Raw genomic sequence first — 24,110 nt, forward strand, 5'->3', positions numbered from 1 at the left:
CCTCAGTGATTATTTATTAGAAGCAATTTCTCTTTCACGAATCACAGTTTTCATGCGCGCGATAGCTTTGCGCACTTCACGAATGCGAGCAGTATTTTCAAGTTGTCCTGTCGCTAATTGAAAGCGAAGATTGAAAAGTTCTTCTTTAAGAGACTTTACTTTTTGTTCAATTTCAGCAGTGGTAAGGTCACGAATTTCATTAGCTTTCATTTGATTCACCACCAATTTCTTCACGTTTTACGAACTTCGTTTTAATTGGCAATTTGTGAGATGCAAGACGAAGTGCTTCACGAGCAACCTCTTCAGATACACCAGAAATTTCAAATAAAACTTTGCCCGGTTTTACAACAGCTACCCAACCTTCTGGAGCCCCTTTACCGGATCCCATACGTACCTCAAGTGGTTTAGCAGTGTAAGGTTTAGAAGGGAAAATTTTGATCCAAACTTTACCGCCACGTTTCATGTAACGAGTCATCGCAATACGTGCAGCTTCGATTTGACGGTTAGTGATCCAAGAAGCTTCAAGAGCTTGGATACCGAATTCACCGAAATGTACTTCAGTACCGCCTTTCGCACGGCCACGCATTTTTCCGCGATGCTCTCTGCGATATTTAACGCGTTTTGGTAATAACATATTATTTTCCTCCTTCCTCAGTTTTCTTCTTAGTAGGAAGAACCTCTCCACGATAGATCCAGACTTTCACACCAAGCTTACCGTAAGTAGTGTCAGCTTCAGATGTTGCATAGTCAATGTCCGCACGTAATGTGTGCAATGGAACAGTTCCTTCACTGTAGTATTCAGAACGAGCGATATCTGCACCGCCAAGACGACCAGAAACCATTGTTTTCACACCTTGTGCTCCAGCGCGCATAGTACGTTGGATTTGTTGTTTCTGTGCACGGCGGAAAGAAACACGGTTTTCTAATTGACGAGCGATGTTGTCAGCAACTAGCTGTGCATCAAGATCTGCTCTTTTGATTTCAAGAATGTTAATGTGTACACGCTTGCCAGTAAGGCTGTTAAGGGCTTTACGAAGTGATTCAACTTCAGAACCGCCTTTACCGATAACCATACCAGGCTTAGCTGTGTGGATCGTAATGTTAACGCGATTTGCTGCACGCTCGATTTCCACTTTAGAAACAGAAGCGTCAGAAAGGCGTTTGCTAATGTATTCACGAATTTTTAAATCTTCGTGCAGGAAGTCAGCGTAATCTTTACCAGCGTACCACTTAGATTCCCAATCACGAATGACTCCGATACGAAGACCGACTGGATTTACCTTTTGACCCACTACTTATCCCTCCTTCTTTTCTGATACAACGATTGTAATGTGGCTCGTACGTTTGTTGATTTGGCTCGCACGTCCCATAGCACGTGGGCGGAATCTTTTTAACGTAGGGCCTTCGTCAACGAATGCTTGAGAAATAACCAGGTTGTTAGCGTCCAATTCATAGTTATGCTCAGCATTTGCAATAGCGGATTTTAATACTTTCTCGATAATTGGAGAAGCAGCTCTTGGTGTAAGGTTCAAGATTGATACTGCCTCACCTACTTGCTTGCCTCGAATCAGGTCCATTACTAGACGTGCTTTACGAGGAGCAATACGGACTGTTCTTGCAACAGCTTTAGCTTGCATTTAAAAGCCTCCTCTCTTAGCGTCTTGTTTTTTTGTCATCACTAGCATGACCTTTGTACGTACGAGTTGGAGCGAATTCACCCAACTTGTGCCCTACCATATCTTCAGAGATGAATACAGGCACGTGTTTACGTCCGTCATAGACTGCGATTGTGTGACCAATAAACTGTGGGAAAATAGTAGAACGACGAGACCAAGTTTTTACGACTTGTTTCTTGTCTGTTTCATTTAATTTCTCGATTTTTGTCATCAAGTGTCCATCGACAAATGGTCCTTTTTTCAAGCTGCGAGCCATTTTGGAACCTCCCTTCGTGATTGCACTACGGTCCGAAGTGAACCGTAGACAACCCCGTTATTTATTTTTACGACGACGTACGATAAATTTATCGGATTTGTTCTTTTTCTTACGAGTCTTGAATCCAAGAGTCGGTTTGCCCCATGGAGACATTGGTGATTTACGTCCGATTGGCGCACGTCCTTCACCACCACCGTGTGGGTGATCGTTAGGGTTCATTACAGAACCACGAACTGTAGGACGGATGCCTTTCCAGCGAGAACGTCCAGCTTTACCGATGTTGATAAGTTCGTGCTGTTCGTTACCTACTTGACCGATAGAAGCACGGCAAGCAGATAGAATCATACGAACTTCTCCAGAGTTAAGACGTACAAGAACGTATTTACCTTCTTTACCAAGAACCTGAGCAGATGTACCAGCTGAACGTACAAGCTGTCCGCCTTTACCAGGTTTTAATTCAATGTTATGCACAACTGTACCAACAGGGATGTTGATAAGTGGAAGTGCATTACCTACTTTAATGTCAGCTTCAGGACCTGACATAATTTCAGTACCCACTTGAATTCCTTTAGGAGCAAGAATGTAACGTTTTTCTCCGTCTGCATAGTTGATTAGAGCGATGTTAGCTGAACGGTTTGGATCGTATTCAACTGTAGCAACGCGTCCAGGTATACCATCTTTATCGCGTTTGAAGTCGATAACACGGTATTGGCGTTTATGTCCGCCACCTTGGTGACGTACAGTCAGTTTACCTTGGTTATTACGTCCGCCTTTTTTGTGAAGGGGAGCAAGCAAGGATTTTTCCGGCTTGTCAGTCGTGATTTCAGCAAAATCTGAAGTTGTCATACCACGACGTCCATTAGAGGTCGGTTTATACTTTTTAATCGCCATTTTGAATTTCCCTCCTTCTTTTTACAGATAATTAAGCTTCAAAAATTTCGATTTCTTTGCTGTCTGCAGTAAGTTTTACGATCGCTTTTCTGCGACGGCTAGTCATACCAGTGTAGCGTCCAACACGTTTTGATTTACCTTTGTAGTTCATGATGTTGACTTTGTCAACTTTAACTCCAAAGATGCTTTCAACCGCGTCTTTCACTTCTGTTTTGTTAGCTCTTACATCAACTTCAAAAGTATATTTCTTTTCAGCCATTAAATCAGCAGAACGTTCAGTAATGACGGGGCGCTTTAGAACATCACGAGGATCTTTCATTATGCAAGCACCTCCTCTACTTTTTCAACCGCTGCTTTTGTAATCAGAAGCTTCTCGTGGTTGACAACGTCTAAAACGTTGATTCCGTTAGCTTCAACTACAGTAACTCCAGGAATGTTGCGAGCAGATAAAGCTACTGCTTCGTTAGCATCTGCAGTTACGATTAAAGCTTTTTTCTCAACAGATAATCCTTTAAGGATAGCTGCCATTTCTTTTGTTTTAGCCGTATCAAGAGTAAGATCTTCAAGTACGATGATGTTGTTGTCGTTTACTTTAGAAGACAATACTGATTTGATTGCCAAGCGGCGAACTTTTTTAGGTAATTTATAAGAATAGCTGCGTGGTGTTGGGCCGAATACGACACCACCTCCGCGCCATTGCGGTGAACGGATAGAACCTTGACGGGCACGTCCAGTACCTTTTTGACGCCATGGTTTACGACCTCCGCCGCGTACTTCAGAACGATTTTTTACTTTATGAGTTCCTTGACGTAAGGAAGCTCTTTGCATAAGAATAGCGTCGAATACAACACTCTCATTTGGCTCGATACCAAATACAGAAGCGTTTAATTCGATGTCACCAGCAGTAGAACCGTTTTGGTTGTATAATGCTACTTTTGGCATGATCAATTTCCTCCTTTCCTAAGAGAGTTATTTAGATTTAACAGCACTTTTAACAGTGATTAAAGATTTCTTCGCACCAGGTACGTTACCTTTGATCAAAAGAAGATTGCGTTCTGCATCAACTTTTACGATTTCAAGGTTTTGAACAGTGATTTGCTCTCCGCCCATACGTCCAGGTAATAATTTACCTTTGAATACACGGTTAGGATCTACAGGTCCCATTGAACCAGGACGACGGTGGTAGCGTGAACCGTGAGACATAGGTCCGCGAGATTGTCCGTGGCGCTTGATTGCACCTTGGAAACCTTTACCTTTAGATACTCCTGTTACATCTACGATTTCTCCAGCAGAGAAAATTTCAACCTTGACTTCCTGACCAACTTCATACGCATCCATTTCCACTCCGCGTAATTCTTTAACGAAGCGCTTAGGAGCAGTTTCCGCTTTTGCAACGTGCCCTTTTTCAGGTTTGTTAGAAAGCTTTTCACGCTTGTCGTCAAAACCAAGCTGGATTGCTTCGTAACCGTCGTTTTCAGTTGATTTCTTTTGAAGAACAACGTTTGGAGCAGCCTCGATAACAGTTACCGGAATAAGATCACCATTTTCAGCGAATACTTGCGTCATACCAATTTTTCTTCCTAAGATTCCTTTGGTCATTCGTCACACCTCCTATTAAGATCATTCTATATTTTAGAATTAAAGTTTGATTTCGATATCGACACCAGATGGTAAGTCTAATCGCATGAGAGCATCAACAGTTTGTGGTGTTGGGTTCACAATATCGATTAAACGTTTATGTGTACGCATTTCAAATTGCTCACGAGAATCTTTGTATTTGTGCACCGCACGAAGGATTGTGTAAACTGATTTTTCAGTTGGCAACGGGATCGGACCAGATACACTAGCACCAGAACGTTTTGCCGTTTCAACAATCTTCTCTGCAGATTGATCAAGGATTCTATGATCATATGCTTTCAAACGAATACGAATTTTTTGTTTTGCCATTATTTTCCCTCCTTTTCGCCTACATCAAGTTAGACAGTTCTCCGTGAGAAAAACCTGAACACCTTTGCCATGGCAAAGCGGCCGGGTGTGTCAGCAACCTCTCACTTCATCGCAGTCAAAGACCAACATACACCATTATACAGAAAATAGACGTATGTTGCAAGACTTATTTAAAATATGCATGGTTTGCACACTTTTTTTATTATACAGGTGTTTTTCTTATTTATCAAGGATCTATCATAAGTGATACAGTGCGTGGCGACTCAGTGTATTTGCGAATAATGACGGCTCCTCGATATGCGGGGTGTGAGCAGATTTCTCAAATTGAAACCAGCGCTTTTCAGGTGCTTCAAGCTCACAATAATATTGTTTCGATATTTCAGCAGGAACAATTAAATCATGTCTCCCCGAAATGAAACAGCACGGTACTTTAATAGAAGGAACTGATCTAAATGCATTAAACCGATACAACTCATCAGTTAAATGTTTTTTGCTGAAGTACAATCCATTGAGGAAGCTGTGCATATTTCTTATTCCATACTCCTTACCAGTAAGCATTTGAAATAATATAGCAAGAGATTGACGATGCTGGTGAGTAAATCCACCCCTGCTCATCTCGACACACAACCTATAGATAAGATGCTGGATATCCTTCTTCCAAGGCGGAGCGCCAATGAAACGTATGAGCGGGAATACTATACCTGCTCTTTTTGGATCAGAGATTTCACGTATATATTGATAAGCAGCTGATTCTTCATAATGAGGATTAACAACCTGACTGATTCCATAATAAGCGTAAAACAAGTCAGGACGCTGCTGCAGTACATGAAGTGCCAGCAGCGTGCCCCACGAATGGCCGGCAAGATACACTTTTGTTTTTGAAAAATGATCTAAGAGCCATTGAGTGACTTGAATTGTATCTTTAATGAAATGACTTATTGTCATGGAGTGATGAGGAATTCGTTTTGAATACGAAAGCCCGGATCCTCTTTGATCCCAATGTACTATCGTGAAATGCTGTTCCAGCTCTTTTTGATAATGCCTAACATATCCGATTTGCGGCGCCCCCGGGCCGCCGTGTAAAAAAAGCAACAATGGATTTTTCACATCAGCCCCATTAATCATCAGCATTTGCTTTGTATTTCCAATGCTCAGTTCTTTCATGATAGCGATTGATCTCTTTTCAGGAATCATAAAAAATTAGCCCCTCGAATATGATAGATCCTATTATACAAGAAAAAGATAAGCAAACAAAAAACGAGACCCTCAAGGGGTCTCGTTTATCATCATACTATTACTCAGTGATTGTAGAAACAACGCCTGAACCAACAGTACGTCCGCCTTCACGAATAGAGAAACGAGTTCCTTCTTCGATAGCGATTGTAGAGATAAGTTCAACGTTCATTTCAGTGTTATCTCCAGGCATAACCATTTCTACGCCTTCTGGAAGATGGATGATACCAGTTACGTCAGTTGTACGGAAGTAGAACTGAGGACGGTAGTTAGAGAAGAATGGAGTATGACGTCCACCCTCTTCTTTAGAAAGAACGTAAACTTCAGCTTTGAATTTGCTGTGTGGAGTGATTGTACCTGGTTTAGCAAGTACTTGACCACGTTGGATTTCTTCACGAGATACACCGCGAAGAAGGGCACCAATGTTGTCACCAGCTTCAGCATAATCAAGAAGCTTACGGAACATTTCAACACCTGTAACAGTTGTTTTCTTGTTTTCTTCTTGAAGACCGATGATTTCAACTTCATCACCGACTTTAACTTGTCCGCGTTCTACACGTCCAGTTGCAACTGTACCACGACCAGTGATTGAGAATACGTCCTCAACTGGCATCATGAATGGTTTTTCAGTGTCACGTTCTGGAGTTGGGATGTACTCATCAACTGCATCCATAAGTTCGAAGATTTTTGCTTCGTAATCAGCGTCACCTTCAAGAGCTTTAAGAGCAGAACCTTTGATTACTGGTACATCATCACCAGGGAAGTCGTATTCGCTAAGAAGATCGCGAACTTCCATTTCAACTAGTTCAAGAAGCTCTTCGTCGTCTACCATGTCGCATTTGTTTAAGAATACAACGATGTATGGTACACCAACGTTTTTAGAAAGAAGGATGTGCTCACGAGTTTGTGGCATTGGGCCATCAGCAGCAGATACTACAAGGATAGCTCCGTCCATTTGCGCAGCACCAGTGATCATGTTTTTAACATAGTCAGCGTGTCCTGGGCAGTCAACGTGTGCATAGTGACGAGTTTCAGTTTCGTACTCAACGTGTGCAGTAGAGATTGTGATACCGCGCTCGCGTTCTTCTGGTGCACCATCAATTTGATCGTACGCCATAGCTGTACCTTTACCAGATTTCTTATGAAGTACTGTTGTGATAGCAGCAGTTAAAGTTGTTTTACCATGGTCAACGTGTCCAATTGTACCAATATTGGCATGTGATTTGGAACGGTCGAATTTTTCTTTAGCCATTCTAAAATCCTCCTTAAGAGCTTTTAATTAGTAATGTATAGAGTGATAGGAAGTGAAAGAAAGCTTTCACTTCCTCATCTTACAATAGTAGTTATACTTGAGTTAAGAGGCAAAATCAATTATTCGCCTTTATTTTTTTTGATAATTTCTTCTGAAACGCTCTTCGGCACTTCTTCGTAGTGATCCATGAACATAGTGAACGTACCGCGACCTTGCGTATTAGAACGAAGTGCAGTAGCGTAACCGAACATTTCAGCAAGAGGAACCATAGCGCGTACAACTTGAGCGTTACCGCGTGCTTCCATACCTTCTACGCGTCCGCGACGTGAAGTAATATCACCCATGATATCACCCATGTATTCTTCCGGAATAACCACTTCTACTTTCATGATTGGTTCAAGAAGAACTGGGTTACATTTGCTGACTGCATTTTTCAATGCCATAGAAGCAGCAACTTTAAATGCCATTTCGTTTGAGTCAACATCATGGTAAGAACCATCGAAAAGTTTTGCTTTAATGTCGATAAGCGGGAAGCCTGCCAGTACACCATTTTCAAGTGCATCTTCCAGACCTGCTTGAACAGCTGGGATGTATTCACGTGGAACTACCCCACCGACAATCGCATTTTCAAATTCAAAGCAAGCGCCTTCTTCGTTTGGTTCGAATTCGATCCAAACGTGTCCGAACTGACCGCGTCCACCAGACTGACGTACGAATTTACCTTCAACTTTTGCACCGGTACGGAATGTTTCACGGTACGCAACCTGAGGGGCACCAACATTGGCTTCTACTTTAAATTCGCGTTTCATACGGTCAACAATGATATCAAGGTGAAGTTCACCCATACCAGAGATGATCGTTTGGCCAGTTTCTGGGTTTGTTTGAGTACGGAATGTAGGATCTTCTTCAGCAAGTTTCGCTAAAGCAATACCCATTTTATCTTGGTCAGCTTTTGATTTAGGCTCAATAGCAACGTCGATAACTGGTTCTGGGAATTCCATTGATTCTAGGATAACAAGATCCTTTTCATCACATAGAGTATCTCCAGTTGTTGTATCTTTTAGACCTACAGCAGCTGCGATATCTCCTGCGTATACAGTAGCGATTTCTTCACGGCTGTTAGCGTGCATTTGAAGGATACGTCCAACGCGCTCACGTTTGCCTTTAGTAGAGTTTTTCACGTATGAACCGGAATCAAGTGTTCCAGAGTACACACGGAAGAACGTCAACTTACCAACGTAAGGGTCAGTCATAACTTTAAATGCCAATGCAGAGAATGGCTCTTCATCAGAAGAATGGCGCTCAATCTCTTCATTTGTATCAGGACGAGTACCTTTAATTGCAGCAACGTCAGTTGGTGCAGGAAGGTAGTCAAGAACAGCATCAAGTACTAGTTGAACACCTTTGTTTTTGAAGGCAGAACCTACAAGAACAGGGTAGAATTCAACATTCAATGTACCTTTACGGATACCTGCTTTTAACTCGTCAATCGTGATTTCTTCACCCTCAAGGTATTTATCCATAAGCTCTTCATCAAGCTCACAAACAGCTTCAATGAGGCTGTTGCGAAGCTCTTCAGCTTGCTCTTTGTACTCTTCAGGGATTTCTTTCGCATCAGAACGAGTTCCGAGGTCATCTTCGTAGAAATACGCAACGTTTTCTACAAGGTCGATGATACCTTCGAAGTTGTCCTCAGCACCGATCGGCAATTGAATTGCATGAGCGTTTGCTTGAAGACGGTCTCTTAAAGTTCCTACAGAGTAAAGGAAGTCTGCACCGATTTTGTCCATTTTGTTAACAAAAACGATACGCGGTACTCCGTAAGTTGTTGCCTGACGCCAAACAGTTTCTGTTTGAGGCTCAACGCCTGATTGTGCATCAAGTACAGCAACAGCACCATCAAGTACACGAAGAGAACGTTCAACTTCAACTGTGAAGTCTACGTGTCCTGGAGTATCGATGATGTTTACGCGGTATCCTTTCCACTGTGCAGTTGTCGCAGCGGACGTGATTGTGATACCACGTTCTTGTTCCTGCTCCATCCAGTCCATTTGTGAAGCTCCTTCATGAGTTTCACCAATTTTGTGGATACGACCAGTATAGAACAAGATACGTTCTGTAGTAGTCGTTTTACCGGCATCAATGTGAGCCATGATCCCGATATTACGAGTTTTGTCTAAGGAGAACTCTCTTGCCATTGGGTAATTTCTCCTTCCTTATTGGGAAATTGTGTTTTTTAGTATATAAATCCTACCAACGATAGTGAGCAAATGCTTTGTTTGCTTCAGCCATCTTATGAGTATCTTCACGTTTCTTAACAGCAGCACCAGTGTTGTTAGCTGCGTCAAGGATTTCGTTAGCCAAACGCTCTTCCATCGTTTTTTCTCCGCGAAGACGAGCGTAGTTTACTAACCAGCGAAGTCCAAGAGTCGTACGACGTTCAGGACGAACTTCTACAGGAACTTGGTAGTTCGCACCACCTACACGGCGTGCTTTTACTTCAAGTACAGGCATGATGTTTTTCAATGCTTGTTCGAAAACCTCCATTGCATCATTGCCAGTACGTTCTTTAATGATATCGAATGACTTGTATAGGATTGTTTGAGACTTACCTTTTTTACCATCGATCATCATTTTGTTGATTAGACGAGATACAAGCTTAGAGTTGTAAATCGGATCAGGTAAAACGTCTCTTTTTGCTACAGGACCTTTACGTGGCATCTGAATATCCTCCCTTCATCAATTATGCGTATTTTCGTTTATTATTTTGCTTTAGGTTTTTTCGTACCGTATTTAGAACGGCCTTGTGCACGGTTTTCAACTCCAGCAGTGTCAAGCGCACCACGAACGATGTGGTAACGTACCCCTGGTAAGTCTTTTACACGTCCGCCACGGATAAGTACAACACTGTGCTCTTGCAGGTTGTGACCGATACCAGGAATGTAAGCAGTAACCTCGATTCCGTTAGTTAAACGAACACGAGCATATTTACGAAGTGCTGAGTTCGGTTTTTTCGGTGTCATTGTACCAACACGAGTACATACCCCGCGTTTTTGTGGAGAAGATACGTTAGTGTGCTCTTTTTTAAAGCTGTTGTATCCTTTGTTAAGTGCAGGAGACTTTGAGTTTTCTACTTTACTCACGCGTCCTTTGCGAATTAGCTGATTAATTGTAGGCATGTATTTTTCCTCCCTTCATTATGTTTTATAACCCACATACCCAGGTGGTTCATCAAAAGGCAAAAAACAATGTCTTTACATAAGAACAATTCTTACGCAAAAACAAAAGTACGTTATAAAATAATGGCAACAGCGGCTGCTCCTACCTCAATTCCGCAGGCTTTGCCGAGCTTTTTCATGGATTCAACCATTGAGACAGAGATACCTTGATCTTCCGCAAGTGAAACAACACTTGACGTAAGTATCGGATCTGCGTCTTTTGCAACGACTACTTCCTTTACTGAACCTCGCTTTAGAGCTTTCACTGTTTGCTTCGTACCAATAATAATTGATTTGGCCTGTGATACTTTATCATAAGACATAAACATATCCTCCAAAGTAACAGGTTTATTTCGAGCACCTTGGTTATATTATCATTCTAGGAGACGAATGTCAACAAGGTATGACATTTTTTAGTTTCGTTCTTCTCATAGAGTGATTTTTTATAAAATATTGCTGAAAGACTGCTTTGGCAGTCTTTCAGCAGCATTAAATCAGTTACTCAACCGGAACCATGTCTTCAGTCGGCTGAACATTTGAAACTGGTTTTACTTTACGGTATTTCATCATACCTGTACCAGCTGGAACAAGCTTACCGATGATAACATTCTCTTTCAAGCCAAGAAGCTCATCACGCTTACCTTTGATCGCTGCGTCTGTAAGGACACGTGTTGTTTCCTGGAAGGAAGCAGCAGATAAGAATGAATCAGTTTCAAGAGATGCTTTTGTAATACCGAGCAAGACAGGACGGCCTGTAGCAGGTCGATTGCCTTCAAGCAATACCTTTTTGTTCGCTTCAGTAAATTGGTGAATATCAAGCAATGTACCTGGAAGTACATCAGTGTCACCGGCGTCAATTACGCGGACTTTGCGAAGCATCTGGCGAACCATTACCTCTACGTGTTTATCGCCGATTTCAACACCCTGCATACGGTAAACCTTTTGAACTTCATGGAGAAGATACTCTTGAACAGTAGTCAGGTCAGTCACTTTAAGAAGCTCTTTCGGATCGATTGAACCTTCTGTCAGTACTTGGCCTCGAGTAATTTTATCTCCTTCCGCTACTTTCAGGCGGGAGTTATAAGGTGCCGTATAAGAACGTGTTTCCACTGCGCCTTGAACCACAATTTCCTGTTGCTTATCACGAACTTCATTGATCTCAACGACTGTACCGTCGATTTCTGTAATTGTTGCCTGACCTTTCGGATTACGCGCTTCGAAAAGCTCTTGGATACGCGGAAGACCCTGAGTGATATCGTCTCCAGCAACCCCGCCTGTATGGAATGTACGCATTGTTAACTGTGTACCAGGCTCACCGATTGATTGGGCAGCAATGATACCGACAGCTTCACCGACTTCAACATCGGAGCCAGTTGCAAGATTTCGGCCATAGCATCGTTTACATACACCATGAGGCGTATTACATGTGAAGGCAGAACGGATCCACACTTCTTCAATACCGGCTTCTACAATCTCCAGTGCTTTATCTTCATCGATCAGTTCGTTTTCGTTTACAAGCACTTCACCTGTTTCAGGGTGCTTCACTTGTTTTCGTGCAAAACGGCCGATTAAGCGTTCTTCTAAGCGCTCAATTGTTTCAGTTCCTTCTTTAAGAGGCTTAGCAAGGATTCCTCGATCAGTTCCGCAATCAGTTTCACGGATGATAACATCCTGCGCAACGTCAACGAGACGGCGTGTAAGGTAACCTGAGTCAGCAGTTTTAAGGGCGGTATCGGCAAGACCTTTACGCGCACCGTGAGTGGAGATAAAGTACTCCAATACTGTCAGACCTTCACGGAAACTTGATTTGATCGGTAATTCAATGATACGTCCAGCCGGGTTGGCCATCAGGCCGCGCATTCCGGCAAGCTGCGTGAAGTTAGACGCGTTACCACGGGCACCAGAGTCACTCATCATGTAGATCGGGTTGAGCTCATCAAGTGATTTCATCAGTTTGCCTTGGATAACGTCTTTTGCAGCACTCCAGATAGAGATAACTCTCTCATAGCGTTCTTCTTCAGTGATTAGACCACGTCGGAATTGCTTCATGACGTTATCAACTTTGCTTTGCGCTTCCTCAAGAATTTCTTGTTTATCATCGAGTACGACGATGTCAGAAACCCCAACTGTAATACCAGCTTTTGTTGAATATTTGAAACCTAGGTTTTTCATGCGGTCAAGCATTTTAGACGTTTCCGTGATATGGAATCGTTTAAAGATTTCCGCGATGATTTTACCCAAAATTCCTTTTTTAAATGGTGCATTGATTGGCTGCTGTTCAATAACAGCTTTAACATCGGCACCTTTTTCTAAGAAGAAACGGTCAGGTGTTTTCTCTTCAATGTTGCTCTTCGTTGGTTCATTCATGTAAGGGAATGATTCCGGAAGAATTTCATTGAAGACAAGCTTACCGACAGTTGTAATTAACAATTTTGAACGCTGTTCTTCGGTAAATGTCACATTCTTAAGGGAGTTAGCTGCAACAGCTACTCTCGTATGAAGGTGAACATACCCGTTTTGATAAGCAAGAAGCGCTTCGTCTGTATTCTTGAAGACCATACCTTCACCGACAGCACCGGCACGCTCAAGTGTCAGGTAATAGTTACCCAGTACCATATCCTGAGACGGTGTTACAACCGGTTTACCATCTTTAGGGTTCAAGATGTTTTGAGCAGCAAGCATCAAGATGCGTGCTTCAGCTTGAGCTTCAGCAGATAATGGTACGTGAACCGCCATTTGGTCACCGTCAAAGTCAGCGTTGTAAGCTGTACATACGAGCGGGTGAAGACGGATTGCGCGTCCTTCAACTAGCGTTGGTTCAAACGCTTGGATACCTAATCTGTGAAGTGTAGGGGCACGGTTCAGAAGTACCGGATGCTCCTTAATAACTGATTCCAGTACATCCCATACTTCAGGCTGTACGCGCTCAATTTTACGTTTCGCACTCTTAATGTTGTGAGCAAGACCTTTTTCAACAAGCTCCTTCATAACGAAAGGTTTGAAAAGTTCAAGCGCCATTTCCTTCGGTAATCCGCATTGATACATTTTCAAATGAGGACCAACGACGATTACAGAACGTCCAGAGTAATCGACACGTTTACCAAGAAGGTTTTGACGGAAACGGCCTTGCTTCCCTTTCAACATGTGAGAAAGAGATTTTAACGGTCTGTTACCAGGACCTGTTACAGGACGTCCGCGGCGGCCGTTGTCAATTAAAGCATCGACAGCCTCTTGAAGCATACGCTTTTCGTTTTGAACAATGATGCTAGGCGCACCAAGGTCCAAAAGGCGTTTCAAACGATTGTTACGGTTGATGACACGACGATAAAGGTCATTCAAATCAGAAGTCGCAAAACGTCCGCCATCTAGCTGAACCATCGGTCTAAGCTCAGGAGGAATAACAGGAAGCACATCAAGGATCATCCAAGAAGGCTTGTTTCCTGAGTTACGGAAGGCTTCTAAAACTTCAAGACGTTTGATCGCACGTGTACGGCGCTGTCCTTGTGAAGTTTTCAGCTCTTCTTTTAACATATCAACTTCTTTTACAAGATCGATATCTTGAAGAAGTTTATGAATCGCTTCTGCACCCATAGACGCTTGGAACTTATTACCGTATTTATCAAGATAAGCACGATATTCTTTTTCAGACAGAAGCTGTTTCTTTTCAAGCGGTGTGTTTGCCGGATCAGTTACAACGTAAGAAGCAAAGTAAATGACTTCTTCTAAAGCACGAGGTGACATATCCAGCACAAGACCCATACGGCTTGGAATACCTTTGAAATACCAAATGTGGGAAACTGGGGCAGCCAGTTCAATGTGCCCCATTCTCTCACGACGGACTTTAGCCCGTGTTACTTCGACTCCGCAGCGGTCACAAACTACGCCTTTATAACGAACTCGCTTGTACTTCCCGCAATGACATTCCCAGTCCTTAGTCGGTCCGAAAATGCGTTCGCAGAATAGACCGTCCTTTTCAGGTTTTAACGTACGATAGTTTATCGTTTCAGGCTTTTTCACTTCACCAAAAGACCATGAACGGATTTTATCCGGTGAAGCAAGACCGATGTTCATATACTCAAAATTGTTCACATCTAGCAAGGGGCCTACCTCCCTTTTTATCTTCGGATTAACCGATGTCACTTGCCTTTATAACTAGAGATTATTCTTTTGTTACTACATCTCGTTCGACGTCTGCAGATGCTGTTTCTTCCGGCTCTTCATCACCTGATAATGCCAGGCCATCAGCTTGTTTCGCATCTTCTTCGTCTTCTAAATCTCTCATTTCTATTTCTTCTTCATCACCAGAAAGGATTTTGACATCCATACCTAAGCTTTGAAGTTCTTTGATTAATACTTTGAATGATTCCGGAACACCTGGTTCAGGAACATTATCGCCTTTAACGATGGCTTCGTATGTTTTCACACGTCCAACCACGTCATCAGACTTCACAGTCAGAATCTCTTGAAGAGTGTAAGCCGCACCGTAAGCTTCAAGTGCCCATACCTCCATCTCACCGAAACGCTGTCCGCCAAATTGCGCTTTACCGCCAAGAGGCTGCTGTGTAACAAGTGAGTAAGGACCCGTAGAGCGTGCGTGAAGTTTATCGTCAACCATGTGAGCCAGTTTGATCATGTACATGATACCGACAGATACGCGGTTATCAAATGGCTCTCCAGTACGTCCGTCGTAAAGCACTGTTTTGGCGTCACGAGACATGCCGGCTTCTTCAAGTGTTTCCCAAACATCCTCTTCTCGCGCTCCATCAAATACAGGAGATGCAATGTGAATGCCGAGGTAACGAGCGGCCATACCCATATGAAGCTCCAATACCTGCCCGATGTTCATACGTGATGGTACGCCCAGCGGGTTAAGCATGATATCAATTGGTGTGCCGTCAGGAAGGTAAGGCATATCCTCTTCAGGAAGAATCTTAGAGATAACACCTTTGTTACCGTGACGACCGGCCATTTTATCCCCTTCAGAAATCTTACGTTTCTGAACGATATATACGCGTACTAACTGGTTAACACCTGGAGGAAGTTCGTCTCCATCTTCACGGTTGAAGACTTTAACGTCGTGGATAATTCCACCGCCGCCGTGAGGCACACGAAGTGAAGTATCACGAACCTCGCGGGCTTTTTCACCAAAGATAGCGTGAAGCAGGCGTTCTTCTGCAGTCAGTTCAGTTACGCCTTTAGGCGTTACTTTACCAACAAGAAGATCTCCGTCTTTTACTTCAGCCCCAATACGGATAATTCCGCGGTCATCAAGATTGCGAAGCGCATCTTCACCGACGTTTGGAATATCGCGAGTGATTTCTTCAGGTCCAAGTTTAGTATCACGTGCTTCTGATTCGTATTCTTCGATGTGGATAGATGTATAAACATCATCCTTCACAAGGCGTTCACTCATAATGATGGCATCCTCATAGTTGTAGCCATCCCATGTCATGAAGCCGACCATTACGTTACGGCCAAGTGCAAGTTCACCAAGCTCCATAGAAGGACCGTCAGCAAGGATTTCTCCTTTTACCACTTCATCGCCGACACTTACGATCGGACGCTGGTTGTAGCACGTACCTTGGTTAGAGCGGACAAATTTCAGCAAGCTGTATTTATCCAGGTTTCCTTTTACTTTTTGACCGTCGACTTCTTCATAACGGCGAACCCAAACGTTTTTCGCTTCTACGCGTTCAACGATACCAGGGTGTTTACAAATAACAGCGGCACCAGAGTCTTTACCTGATACGTATTCCATACCAGTTCCTACGAATGGCGCTTCAGGCTGCATCAAAGGCACAGCCTGACGCTGCATGTTCGCTCCCATGAGGGCACGGTTGGAGTCATCGTTTTCTAGGAACGGGATACATGCTGTCGCGGCAGAAACAACCTGCTTAGGCGATACATCCATGTAATCTACACGGTTTCTGGAAACAACGGTGTTCTCCCCGCGGAAACGGGCTACGATGCTGTCATCAATAAATGCGCCTTCGTCATCAAGACGAGCGTTCGCTTGAGCGACAACATAGTTATCCTCTTCATCAGCAGTTAAGTAATCGATTCTTCCCGTTACCTTCCCTGTTTCAGGGTCAACGCGGCGATATGGCGTTTCGATAAAGCCAAAACGGTTTACTTTTGCATATGATGAAAGTGAGTTGATCAAACCGATGTTCGGGCCTTCAGGCGTTTCAATCGGACACATACGGCCATAGTGGGAGTAGTGAACGTCACGCACTTCCATTCCGGCACGCTCACGTGTCAATCCGCCCGGTCCTAATGCTGACAGACGTCGCTTATGCGTTAATTCAGCAAGCGGGTTCGTCTGGTCCATGAATTGAGAAAGCTGAGAGCTTCCAAAGAACTCTTTAATGGACGCAATAACAGGACGAATATTGATCAACTGCTGAGGTGTGATTGTATTCGTATCTTGAATTGACATTCTCTCACGAACCACACGCTCCATACGGCTTAAACCGATACGGAATTGGTTTTGGAGAAGCTCACCTACAGAACGCAAACGGCGGTTTCCAAGATGATCGATATCATCTGTGTCGCCTACTCCGTGCAGCAAGTTGAAGAAGTAGCTGATAGAAGAAATAATATCAGCAGGCGTAATGTTTTTAATCTCTTCTTCAATGTAAGCATTGCCGATTACATTAATAACCTGTTCTCCTTCTTGATCAGTCGGAGCAAAGATTTTAATCGATTGAAGAGTTACTTCATCTTCAACAACACCGCCATTCGGATACAGCTTTCTGAAACCGATTCCGTTTTCTAAGTATGGCAGTACTTTATCTAGTGTTCTTCTATCTAGAATCTGACCTTTTTCAGCCAGGATTTCTCCTGTTTCAGGGTCAACAAGCGTTTCAGCAAGTCTCTGATTAAAGAGGCGATTCTTAATATGAAGTTTTTTATTAATTTTATAGCGTCCTACATTGGCAAGATCGTATCGTTTCGGATCAAAGAAACGAGAATCAAGCAAGCTTTTCGCATTTTCTACTGTAGGCGGCTCTCCAGGACGGAGACGCTCGTAAATTTCGAGCAACGCTTTGTCGCTGTTTTCTGTGTTATCTTTATCAAGCGTATTTCGCAGGTACTCGTTCTCTCCTACGAGATCAAGAATCTCTTGATCGGAACCGAAGCCGAGAGCACGCAAAAGAACCGTAACCGGCAACTTACGTGTGCGATCAATGCGGACATAAACAACATCTTTCGCATCAGTTTCGTATTCTAACCATGCGCCACGGTTTGGAATGACAGTTGCGGTAAAACCTTTTTTACCGTTTTTGTCTACTTTACCACTGAAATATACACTTGGAGACCGAACAAGCTGGGAAACGATAACGCGTTCCGCACCGTTAATGATAAAAGTACCTGTATCTGTCATAATCGGGAAATCACCCATGAAGACATCTTGGTCTTTTACCTCTCCAGTTTCTTTGTTAATTAAACGAACCTTCACTCTTAGCGGAGCTGAGTAAGTCACATCACGTTCTTTTGATTCCTCTACAGGATATTTAGGCTCACCTAAACTATAATCAATGAACTCAAGAGAGAGGTTACCAGTGAAATCCTCAATTGGTGATATGTCTTGAAACATCTCTCTAAGACCCTCATCAAGAAACCACTGATAAGAAGAGGTTTGAATTTCAATGAGATTTGGTAATTCTAACACTTCGCTAATGCGAGCATAGCTTCTGCGCTGGCGGTGTCGTCCATACTGAACTAGTTGACCTGTCAACTGATTCACCCCTCAAATCATGCGTATTATATGTGTAATAAGCATTTCTTTTCAAAGAAAGAAAATGCTTTTACAAGACAAAAGAAAAAAGGGTTTCTAATTAAGAAAACCACATCCAAAAAACAAATACCGATTTTATTAGCATTTCCATACTTGTATAATTTATACATAGATATTGACAATTCATCATATCAAGCAAAATATATACATTGGCATTTTATAATATTAACATAGCTAAAATACCGAGTCAAACTTTTTTTGCTTTTATGATATAATAGCCTTTCTTTTTTTGAACGACAGAAACTTCATCGAACAGTTCCTCGAGCTTTTCAATGGCAGAAGGCGCGCCTTGCTTTTTCTGTATGACGATCCACAACTCACCTGAAGCTTTTAAGTGTTCAGCGCTTTTCTCAAAGATAGCATGGACAACTTTTTTTCCGGCTCGGATTGGGGGATTTGTAAGAATAGAAGCAAATGTTTGAGCAGAATCAACGTTTGAAAACATATCACTCTGATAAATCTTAACGTTTGTTATTCCGTTTTGTTCCGCATTTTCATTTGATAGCTCTACAGCTCTCTCATTAACGTCAATCATGTGGATGGTCCGGTCTTTAAAGTCGCTGGCCAGCGATAGACCAATCGGGCCATACCCGCAGCCTACATCCAGAATGCTGCCCTCAACTTCAGGCTCTTCAAAAGAATCAATCAGCAGACGGGATCCAAAATCAACTTCCTTTTTAGAAAAAACCCCGCTGTCGCTTGTAAACTTGAAATCTTTATTACGAAGCCTAAAAGACCAGGTTTGCTTGTTGCTTTTTACTGAAGGTTTTTCTGAATAATAGTGCTCACTCATTATTACAACCTCCTTTTGTCATGTCTTAAAGAATGGCAAAGAAAAAGCTCGCCTCATAAAAGCGAGCTTCCCCTACAGGTAAGTGAAGATTACTTAACTTCTACAGAAGCGCCAACTTCTTCAAGTTTAGCTTTAAGCTCTTCAGCTTCTTCTTTAGCAATACCTTCTTTAAGTGGTTTTGGAGTGTTATCAACAAGTTCTTTAGCTTCTTTCAAGCCAAGACCAGTGATTTCACGTACAACTTTGATAACTTTGATTTTTTGAGAACCTGCACCAGCAAGGATAAGGTCGAATTCGCTTTGCTCTTCAGCAGCTCCGCCTGCAGCAGCTCCGCCAGCTACAGCTACAGGAGCAGCAGCAGTTACGCCAAATTCTTCTTCGATTGCTTTTACTAGGTCGTTCAATTCAAGTACAGTTGCTTCTTTAACGGAAGCAATGATTTCTTCGATATTTAAAGCCATTTGTAATTCCTCCATTTGTTTTGATTTTTAAAAACTGATTAGATTAAGCGCCTTGTTCTTCCTTTTGATCTGCCACAGCTTTTGCAGCAAGAGCAAGGTTGCGAACTGGAGCTTGAAGTACGCTAAGCAACATAGAAAGCAAGCCTTCGCGTGATGGAAGTTCAGCAAGAGCTTTCACTTCTTCAACAGTAGAAACTTTACCTTCGATAACGCCAGCTTTGATTTCAAGAGCTTCATGCTGTTTAGCAAACTCGTTAAGAACTTTAGCTGGAGCGACAACATCCTCAGTACTGAATGCAATTGCATTCGGTCCAGTTAAGACATCATTCAAACCATCAAGTTCAGCTTGTTCAACCGCACGGCGAGTCATTGTGTTTTTGTAAACTTTGAACTCAACGTTAGCTTCACGAAGCTGTTTACGAAGTTCTGTTACTTCAGAAACGTTAAGTCCGCGGTAATCAACGATGATCGTTGATTTGCTTTCTTTTAATTTAGAAGTAATTTCTTCAACAACAACTTTTTTTGTTTCAATTGCGCTGCTCATGGTTACACCTCCTGTAGATTCTTGTGTAACACTTATACCGTTAGGTGATCACGACTGAGACGACGGATTCCATATAAAAAGCCTCCATGAGACATGGAGGCTGTATATACAAGCATACGTAACGTAATAGCTGTGATAATATACACCTCGGTAGGATATTAAGCCGTTAAGCCCCTACTGTCTACGGTATAAATGATATATTATATTTTACAACATTTTGAATCATATCAGAATGTTGATGTCATGTCAATATTATTTTACGTTGAAAGTTGAAGCGTCTACTTTGACACCAGGTCCCATAGTAGAAGTTACAGCAACGTTTTTCACGTAAACACCTTTCGCTGCAGCAGGTTTTGCTTTCAGGATAGTATCATACATTGTTGTGAAGTTCTCAACAAGTTTTTCATCCTCGAAAGAAACTTTACCGATAGGAACATGGATGTTTCCAGCTTTATCAACGCGGTATTCAACTTTACCAGCTTTGATTTCGCCGATTGCTTTTTCAACTTCGAAAGTAACTGTACCAGTTTTAGGGTTTGGCATTAAACCTTTTGGTCCAAGCACACGACCGATTTTACCAACTTCACCCATCATGTCAGGTGTAGCTACGATTACATCGAAATCGAACCAGCCTTGTTGAATTTTGTTGATGTAGTCAGTATCTCCAACGTAATCTGCACCAGCAGCTTCAGCTTCTTTCGCTTTTTCGCCTTTTGCGAAAACGAGAACGCGCTGAGTTTTACCAGTTCCGTTTGGAAGCACAACTGCTCCGCGGATTTGCTGGTCGTTTTTACGAGGGTCAACCCCTAGACGGAATGCAACTTCAACTGTAGCGTCGAATTTAGCTGTGTTTGTTTTTTTAACGAGAGCTACTGCTTCAGAAACATCGTAAGCTTTCGCACGATCTACAAGCTTAGCAGCTTCTGCGTACTTTTTACCTTTTTTAGCCATTTTAAAATTTCCTCCTTATGTGGTTATAGCGGAATAACCTCCCACGAATAAGGGTTGCGAACTTGTGAAAACTCGCAACCCGACAAGAAACAAATTAATCCTCGATTACAATACCCATACTGCGTGCAGTACCTTCAACCATGCGCATTGCCGCTTCAACGTCTGCTGCGTTTAAGTCAGGCATTTTCGTTTCAGCGATTTCGCGTACTTTATCGCGCTTAACGGTTGCCACTTTATTACGGTTTGGTTCACCAGAACCAGACTCAATTCCAGCTGCTTTTTTAAGCAATACTGCAGCAGGTGGAGTTTTTGTAATAAATGTAAATGAACGGTCTTCGTAAACCGAAATTTCAACAGGAATGATTAAACCAGCTTGGTCAGCTGTACGAGCGTTAAACTCCTTACAGAATCCCATGATGTTAACACCGGCTTGACCAAGTGCAGGTCCAACTGGTGGTGCTGGGTTAGCTTTTCCAGCAGGAATTTGCAATTTTACAACTTTTACTACTTTTTTAGCCACGAGACACACCTCCTTAAGTCCGTGATGTGGTAATAGGGTAAACCCTCCCACTCAAGGTTTCATTCTTTATATGAATGACGAAATATCAAGCTAGCTGCCTTGGATAAGTCCAAGACGTACCTTTGCTATATTATCATTTATATATAGCAATTTCAAGTTTTTTCACATTACAATTTGTCGATTTGGGTAAATTCCAGTTCAACCGGTGTTTCACGACCGAACATATTAACGAAAACTTTGACCTTGCTTTTATCATAATCAATCTCTTCAATTGATCCAGTAAAGTTGGCAAAAGGTCCATCTATCACTTTCACTGTCTCTTTCAGTTCAAAGTCAATGTCCGTTTTGCGTTCGTCCATGCCCATTCTCTTCAGAATGGTTTCCGCTTCGCCCGGAAGCAGCGGCGTCGGTTTTGAGCCAGAGCCGGCAGATCCTACGAATCCAGTAACGCCCGGCGTGTTGCGGACAACATACCAAGAGTCGTCTGTCATTACAATTTCAACAAGTACATAACCAGGGAACACTTTCTTTTTCACGACTTTTTTCTTGCCGTTTTTGATATCCGTTTCTTCTTCTTCAGGTACGACTACACGGAAAATTTTATCCTGCATCCCCATTGATTCAACACGTTTTTCCAAGTTGGCTTTTACTTTATTCTCATAACCAGAGTACGTGTGAACAACATACCAATTCTTTTCCATTCTCTTCAGGACTCTCCAGTCCTTCCCTCCCCGCATTTGGTTTTTAATGAATTACCATAACGCTTCAAAAAATAGGCGGCAAACCTATGATAACTTTCTTTTTAAGCCACAATAAAAAACCCGCTGAACGGGTTTTGGCAAGTGATATTATGATCTATTATAGCACGTATTGCTGATCATTATTCAACTATTAAACGAATTAATTGAGAAATTCCTGTGTCAAGGAGGGCAAAAAAGAGAATAAAAAAGATAACTGTTGAAATCACCGTAATGGTATAACGCGTTAACTCTTTTCCTTTAGGCCAGCTTACCTTTTTCATTTCTTTCCCAACATCTTTAAAGAATCTCATAATACGCATGTAAAAGACCTCCACAATTTAAAAGCGCAAACACTATTTTGTTTCAAGATGAGCTGTATGTGAATTGCAAGTACTGCAGTATTTCTTTACTTCTAATCGCTCAGCCGCTGATGCAGAGCTCTTCATTGTCGTATAATTACGGTTTCCGCATGTCTTGCATGCTAGCGTAATCTTTTTTCTCATGTCATTACACCTTTTTCTAAATAGACATTAGTTCTTATCTTTAGTAACATATCACAGTCAGAAAAATACTGTCAATATAACATAAATCCCTATTACAAACTGATTTCGCGAATTTCCAAGTACTTCTCCAGCTTGCGTTTCACACGCTGAAGGGCATTGTCGATCGATTTCACATGCCGGTTCAGTTCATCGGAAATCTCTTGGTAACTTCTCCCGTCGAGATATAAGACGAGTACTTTTCTCTCTAAATCACTTAATAGTTCTCCCATTTTCATTTCAATGTCATCAAATTCTTCCTGATTAATGATCATTTCCTCAGGATTTAAGGTTTTCGCTCCTGAAATGACATCAAGCAGCGTTCGGTCTGATTCTTCATCAAAAATCGGTTTATCTAATGAGACGTAGGAATTCAAAGGAATGTGTTTCTGGCGAGTAGCTGTCTTTATTGCGGTAATAATTTGGCGGGTAATACATAATTCTGCGAAAGCTTTGAAAGAGGTAAGCTTGTCCTCTTTGAAGTCACGAATAGACTTATAGAGGCCTATCATACCTTCTTGAACAATATCTTCTCTATCTGCTCCTATTAAAAAATAAGATCTTGCTTTTGCCCGAACAAAGTTTCGGTACTTCGTAATCAAGTAATCTAACGCATCACTGTCCCCAACATGAACCTTTTCAATGACCTGCTCGTCCTCCAACTGGCAAAACTGCTCTTTGTTGAATTTTCCCTTGTTGTTCTGTAGATTCACTCCGATCCCCCCGGCGCACGTAGATAGAAATATTATACAGTATTGGGCAAAAAAGCGTCAACTTAATCTAAGTCTCCCCGCCTCCACTTTTCAAACGTTTTCAAAACCTCTTCCGATAAAGCAATTTTACCCGCCGGCTTTTCGGAAGTGATTTTTCTGACCCGTCTCTCTATTCGCCTTTCAATCGCTTCTACCTCTCTCAAAAGCTCCCGGGCCGATTTCCGCAATGCCCCCTGTCCGAAAATCGCCCACTGCTCAGTATAGTCAGAGGTTGCAACATGAATTTGAGTCGCAATATTATTCAAAGCCTGAGCAAGCTTTTCTATCCGCTCATCAGCCGTCTCATTTTCTTTTGTAAAAATCACTTCAACTCTGTGGTTGGTCTGTTTTTTCTCAAGCCCTTTTACGAGATGCGCGTCAAAAACAACAATAACCCTGTTTCCTGTATACGATTGATATTCCGCCATTTTCTGAATCAGTACGTCTCTCGCCTCTTCAAAACTGTTCGCTTTTAAATCCTTCAGCTGCGGCCAGGCTCCAATCATGTTGTATCCGTCTACTAACAGGATATCCAT

At 42.3% G+C, this 24,110-nt stretch carries 28 protein-coding genes and 1 other annotated feature; all 28 genes read right to left on the minus strand.

Annotated elements, in window-relative coordinates:
• Positions 1-9 precede the first annotated feature (9 nt).
• The 28 genes from rpmC to rae1 all read right to left on the minus strand — a co-directional run bounded on the left by rpmC (position 10) and on the right by rae1 (position 24,110).
• Positions 10-210: a 50S ribosomal protein L29 gene (gene rpmC / locus Q5C82_RS18955; RefSeq protein ID WP_003225802.1), complete on the minus strand. Its 201-nt coding sequence runs from the start codon at positions 208-210 to the stop codon at positions 10-12.
• Positions 200-634: a 50S ribosomal protein L16 gene (gene rplP, locus Q5C82_RS18960; RefSeq protein ID WP_003225801.1), complete on the minus strand. Its 435-nt coding sequence runs from the start codon at positions 632-634 to the stop codon at positions 200-202. The genes rpmC and rplP overlap by 11 nt, the downstream gene beginning before the upstream one ends.
• Before the next feature lies 1 nt (position 635).
• Positions 636-1,292: a 30S ribosomal protein S3 gene (rpsC, locus tag Q5C82_RS18965; RefSeq protein WP_003225799.1), complete on the minus strand. Its 657-nt coding sequence runs from the start codon at positions 1,290-1,292 to the stop codon at positions 636-638.
• Positions 1,293-1,295: 3 nt separating this feature from the next.
• Complete coding sequence (gene rplV / locus Q5C82_RS18970) at positions 1,296-1,637, minus strand: 50S ribosomal protein L22 (protein WP_003225797.1); 342 nt, start codon at positions 1,635-1,637, stop codon at positions 1,296-1,298.
• A gap of 16 nt (positions 1,638-1,653) precedes the next feature.
• On the minus strand, positions 1,654-1,932 hold the full coding sequence (gene rpsS, locus Q5C82_RS18975; RefSeq protein WP_003156472.1) for a 30S ribosomal protein S19: 279 nt from the start codon (positions 1,930-1,932) through the stop codon (positions 1,654-1,656).
• Positions 1,933-1,989: 57 nt separating this feature from the next.
• Positions 1,990-2,823: a 50S ribosomal protein L2 gene (gene rplB / locus Q5C82_RS18980; RefSeq protein WP_003225795.1), complete on the minus strand. Its 834-nt coding sequence runs from the start codon at positions 2,821-2,823 to the stop codon at positions 1,990-1,992.
• A 31-nt stretch (positions 2,824-2,854) separates the two neighbouring features.
• Positions 2,855-3,142 carry a 50S ribosomal protein L23 gene (rplW, locus tag Q5C82_RS18985; protein WP_003225793.1) on the minus strand — a complete coding sequence of 96 codons (288 nt, stop codon included), beginning with the start codon at positions 3,140-3,142 and terminating at the stop codon, positions 2,855-2,857.
• A complete protein-coding gene (gene rplD / locus Q5C82_RS18990) occupies positions 3,142-3,765 on the minus strand; it encodes a 50S ribosomal protein L4 (protein ID WP_003225792.1) in 624 nt (207 codons plus the stop codon). The genes rplW and rplD overlap by 1 nt, the downstream gene beginning before the upstream one ends.
• Positions 3,766-3,792: 27 nt before the next feature.
• Positions 3,793-4,422 (minus strand): 50S ribosomal protein L3, encoded by a 630-nt coding sequence (rplC, locus tag Q5C82_RS18995; protein ID WP_003225791.1) that lies wholly within the window; start codon positions 4,420-4,422, stop codon positions 3,793-3,795.
• 39 nt (positions 4,423-4,461) lie between these two features.
• Entirely contained in the window at positions 4,462-4,770 is a 309-nt protein-coding gene (gene rpsJ / locus Q5C82_RS19000; protein WP_003156464.1) for a 30S ribosomal protein S10, read from the minus strand.
• A gap of 237 nt (positions 4,771-5,007) precedes the next feature.
• Positions 5,008-5,964 carry an alpha/beta fold hydrolase gene (locus tag Q5C82_RS19005; protein WP_003225789.1) on the minus strand — a complete coding sequence of 319 codons (957 nt, stop codon included), beginning with the start codon at positions 5,962-5,964 and terminating at the stop codon, positions 5,008-5,010.
• Positions 5,965-6,064: 100 nt separating this feature from the next.
• Entirely contained in the window at positions 6,065-7,255 is a 1,191-nt protein-coding gene (gene tuf, locus Q5C82_RS19010) for an elongation factor Tu (protein ID WP_003225787.1), read from the minus strand.
• A gap of 119 nt (positions 7,256-7,374) precedes the next feature.
• Positions 7,375-9,453 carry an elongation factor G gene (fusA, locus tag Q5C82_RS19015; protein ID WP_003225785.1) on the minus strand — a complete coding sequence of 693 codons (2,079 nt, stop codon included), beginning with the start codon at positions 9,451-9,453 and terminating at the stop codon, positions 7,375-7,377.
• 52 nt (positions 9,454-9,505) lie between these two features.
• Positions 9,506-9,976: a 30S ribosomal protein S7 gene (gene rpsG, locus Q5C82_RS19020; protein WP_003225784.1), complete on the minus strand. Its 471-nt coding sequence runs from the start codon at positions 9,974-9,976 to the stop codon at positions 9,506-9,508.
• Positions 9,977-10,017: 41 nt separating this feature from the next.
• Positions 10,018-10,434 carry a 30S ribosomal protein S12 gene (gene rpsL / locus Q5C82_RS19025; RefSeq protein WP_003225781.1) on the minus strand — a complete coding sequence of 139 codons (417 nt, stop codon included), beginning with the start codon at positions 10,432-10,434 and terminating at the stop codon, positions 10,018-10,020.
• Positions 10,435-10,547: 113 nt separating this feature from the next.
• Positions 10,548-10,796: a 50S ribosomal protein L7ae-like protein gene (locus Q5C82_RS19030; protein WP_003225778.1), complete on the minus strand. Its 249-nt coding sequence runs from the start codon at positions 10,794-10,796 to the stop codon at positions 10,548-10,550.
• A 175-nt stretch (positions 10,797-10,971) separates the two neighbouring features.
• The gene (gene rpoC / locus Q5C82_RS19035) at positions 10,972-14,571 is read right to left on the minus strand and encodes a DNA-directed RNA polymerase subunit beta' (RefSeq protein ID WP_003225772.1); all 3,600 of its coding nucleotides are present in this window, start codon (positions 14,569-14,571) and stop codon (positions 10,972-10,974) included.
• Between the two features lie 61 nt (positions 14,572-14,632).
• On the minus strand, positions 14,633-18,214 hold the full coding sequence (gene rpoB / locus Q5C82_RS19040) for a DNA-directed RNA polymerase subunit beta (protein WP_003225770.1): 3,582 nt from the start codon (positions 18,212-18,214) through the stop codon (positions 14,633-14,635).
• 247 nt (positions 18,215-18,461) lie between these two features.
• Positions 18,462-19,067: a class I SAM-dependent methyltransferase gene (locus Q5C82_RS19045; protein ID WP_003225768.1), complete on the minus strand. Its 606-nt coding sequence runs from the start codon at positions 19,065-19,067 to the stop codon at positions 18,462-18,464.
• Between the two features lie 89 nt (positions 19,068-19,156).
• Positions 19,157-19,528 carry a 50S ribosomal protein L7/L12 gene (gene rplL / locus Q5C82_RS19050; RefSeq protein ID WP_003156436.1) on the minus strand — a complete coding sequence of 124 codons (372 nt, stop codon included), beginning with the start codon at positions 19,526-19,528 and terminating at the stop codon, positions 19,157-19,159.
• Between the two features lie 43 nt (positions 19,529-19,571).
• Positions 19,572-20,072 carry a 50S ribosomal protein L10 gene (gene rplJ / locus Q5C82_RS19055; RefSeq protein ID WP_003225766.1) on the minus strand — a complete coding sequence of 167 codons (501 nt, stop codon included), beginning with the start codon at positions 20,070-20,072 and terminating at the stop codon, positions 19,572-19,574.
• Between the two features lie 65 nt (positions 20,073-20,137).
• Positions 20,138-20,277 (minus strand) — a sequence feature (ribosomal protein L10 leader region).
• Positions 20,278-20,324: 47 nt separating this feature from the next.
• The gene (gene rplA, locus Q5C82_RS19060; RefSeq protein ID WP_003225765.1) at positions 20,325-21,023 is read right to left on the minus strand and encodes a 50S ribosomal protein L1; all 699 of its coding nucleotides are present in this window, start codon (positions 21,021-21,023) and stop codon (positions 20,325-20,327) included.
• A 94-nt stretch (positions 21,024-21,117) separates the two neighbouring features.
• Positions 21,118-21,543: a 50S ribosomal protein L11 gene (gene rplK / locus Q5C82_RS19065; RefSeq protein WP_003156430.1), complete on the minus strand. Its 426-nt coding sequence runs from the start codon at positions 21,541-21,543 to the stop codon at positions 21,118-21,120.
• Positions 21,544-21,710: 167 nt separating this feature from the next.
• Entirely contained in the window at positions 21,711-22,244 is a 534-nt protein-coding gene (gene nusG / locus Q5C82_RS19070; RefSeq protein ID WP_003225764.1) for a transcription termination/antitermination protein NusG, read from the minus strand.
• A gap of 179 nt (positions 22,245-22,423) precedes the next feature.
• The gene (gene secE, locus Q5C82_RS19075; RefSeq protein WP_003225761.1) at positions 22,424-22,603 is read right to left on the minus strand and encodes a preprotein translocase subunit SecE; all 180 of its coding nucleotides are present in this window, start codon (positions 22,601-22,603) and stop codon (positions 22,424-22,426) included.
• A gap of 33 nt (positions 22,604-22,636) precedes the next feature.
• Positions 22,637-22,786, minus strand: coding sequence for a 50S ribosomal protein L33 (gene rpmG, locus Q5C82_RS19080; protein ID WP_003156421.1), 150 nt, complete (start codon positions 22,784-22,786; stop codon positions 22,637-22,639).
• A gap of 92 nt (positions 22,787-22,878) precedes the next feature.
• Entirely contained in the window at positions 22,879-23,535 is a 657-nt protein-coding gene (gene sigH, locus Q5C82_RS19085) for an RNA polymerase sporulation sigma factor SigH (protein WP_003225758.1), read from the minus strand.
• 62 nt (positions 23,536-23,597) lie between these two features.
• A complete protein-coding gene (gene rae1, locus Q5C82_RS19090; RefSeq protein WP_003225756.1) occupies positions 23,598-24,110 on the minus strand; it encodes a ribosome-dependent mRNA decay endonuclease Rae1/YacP in 513 nt (170 codons plus the stop codon).

The organism is uncultured Bacillus sp. (genome assembly GCF_958411575.1).
Lineage (GTDB): Bacteria > Bacillota > Bacilli > Bacillales > Bacillaceae > Bacillus > Bacillus spizizenii.

Coding starts and splice junctions, on each gene's coding strand:
- rpmC (WP_003225802.1), bottom strand. CDS start 210: ATGAAAGCTAATGAAATTCGTGACCTTACCACTGCTGAAATTGAACAA.
- rplP (WP_003225801.1), bottom strand. CDS start 634: ATGTTATTACCAAAACGCGTTAAATATCGCAGAGAGCATCGCGGAAAA.
- rplV (WP_003225797.1), bottom strand. CDS start 1,637: ATGCAAGCTAAAGCTGTTGCAAGAACAGTCCGTATTGCTCCTCGTAAA.
- rpsS (WP_003156472.1), bottom strand. CDS start 1,932: ATGGCTCGCAGCTTGAAAAAAGGACCATTTGTCGATGGACACTTGATG.
- rplB (WP_003225795.1), bottom strand. CDS start 2,823: ATGGCGATTAAAAAGTATAAACCGACCTCTAATGGACGTCGTGGTATG.
- rplW (WP_003225793.1), bottom strand. CDS start 3,142: ATGAAAGATCCTCGTGATGTTCTAAAGCGCCCCGTCATTACTGAACGT.
- rplD (WP_003225792.1), bottom strand. CDS start 3,765: ATGCCAAAAGTAGCATTATACAACCAAAACGGTTCTACTGCTGGTGAC.
- rplC (WP_003225791.1), bottom strand. CDS start 4,422: ATGACCAAAGGAATCTTAGGAAGAAAAATTGGTATGACGCAAGTATTC.
- rpsJ (WP_003156464.1), bottom strand. CDS start 4,770: ATGGCAAAACAAAAAATTCGTATTCGTTTGAAAGCATATGATCATAGA.
- Q5C82_RS19005 (WP_003225789.1), bottom strand. CDS start 5,964: ATGATTCCTGAAAAGAGATCAATCGCTATCATGAAAGAACTGAGCATT.
- tuf (WP_003225787.1), bottom strand. CDS start 7,255: ATGGCTAAAGAAAAATTCGACCGTTCCAAATCACATGCCAATATTGGT.
- fusA (WP_003225785.1), bottom strand. CDS start 9,453: ATGGCAAGAGAGTTCTCCTTAGACAAAACTCGTAATATCGGGATCATG.
- rpsG (WP_003225784.1), bottom strand. CDS start 9,976: ATGCCACGTAAAGGTCCTGTAGCAAAAAGAGACGTTTTACCTGATCCG.
- rpsL (WP_003225781.1), bottom strand. CDS start 10,434: ATGCCTACAATTAATCAGCTAATTCGCAAAGGACGCGTGAGTAAAGTA.
- Q5C82_RS19030 (WP_003225778.1), bottom strand. CDS start 10,796: ATGTCTTATGATAAAGTATCACAGGCCAAATCAATTATTATTGGTACG.
- Q5C82_RS19045 (WP_003225768.1), bottom strand. CDS start 19,067: ATGAGTGAGCACTATTATTCAGAAAAACCTTCAGTAAAAAGCAACAAG.
- rplL (WP_003156436.1), bottom strand. CDS start 19,528: ATGGCTTTAAATATCGAAGAAATCATTGCTTCCGTTAAAGAAGCAACT.
- rplJ (WP_003225766.1), bottom strand. CDS start 20,072: ATGAGCAGCGCAATTGAAACAAAAAAAGTTGTTGTTGAAGAAATTACT.
- rplA (WP_003225765.1), bottom strand. CDS start 21,023: ATGGCTAAAAAAGGTAAAAAGTACGCAGAAGCTGCTAAGCTTGTAGAT.
- nusG (WP_003225764.1), bottom strand. CDS start 22,244: ATGGAAAAGAATTGGTATGTTGTTCACACGTACTCTGGTTATGAGAAT.
- secE (WP_003225761.1), bottom strand. CDS start 22,603: ATGCGTATTATGAGATTCTTTAAAGATGTTGGGAAAGAAATGAAAAAG.
- rpmG (WP_003156421.1), bottom strand. CDS start 22,786: ATGAGAAAAAAGATTACGCTAGCATGCAAGACATGCGGAAACCGTAAT.
- rae1 (WP_003225756.1), bottom strand. CDS start 24,110: ATGGATATCCTGTTAGTAGACGGATACAACATGATTGGAGCCTGGCCG.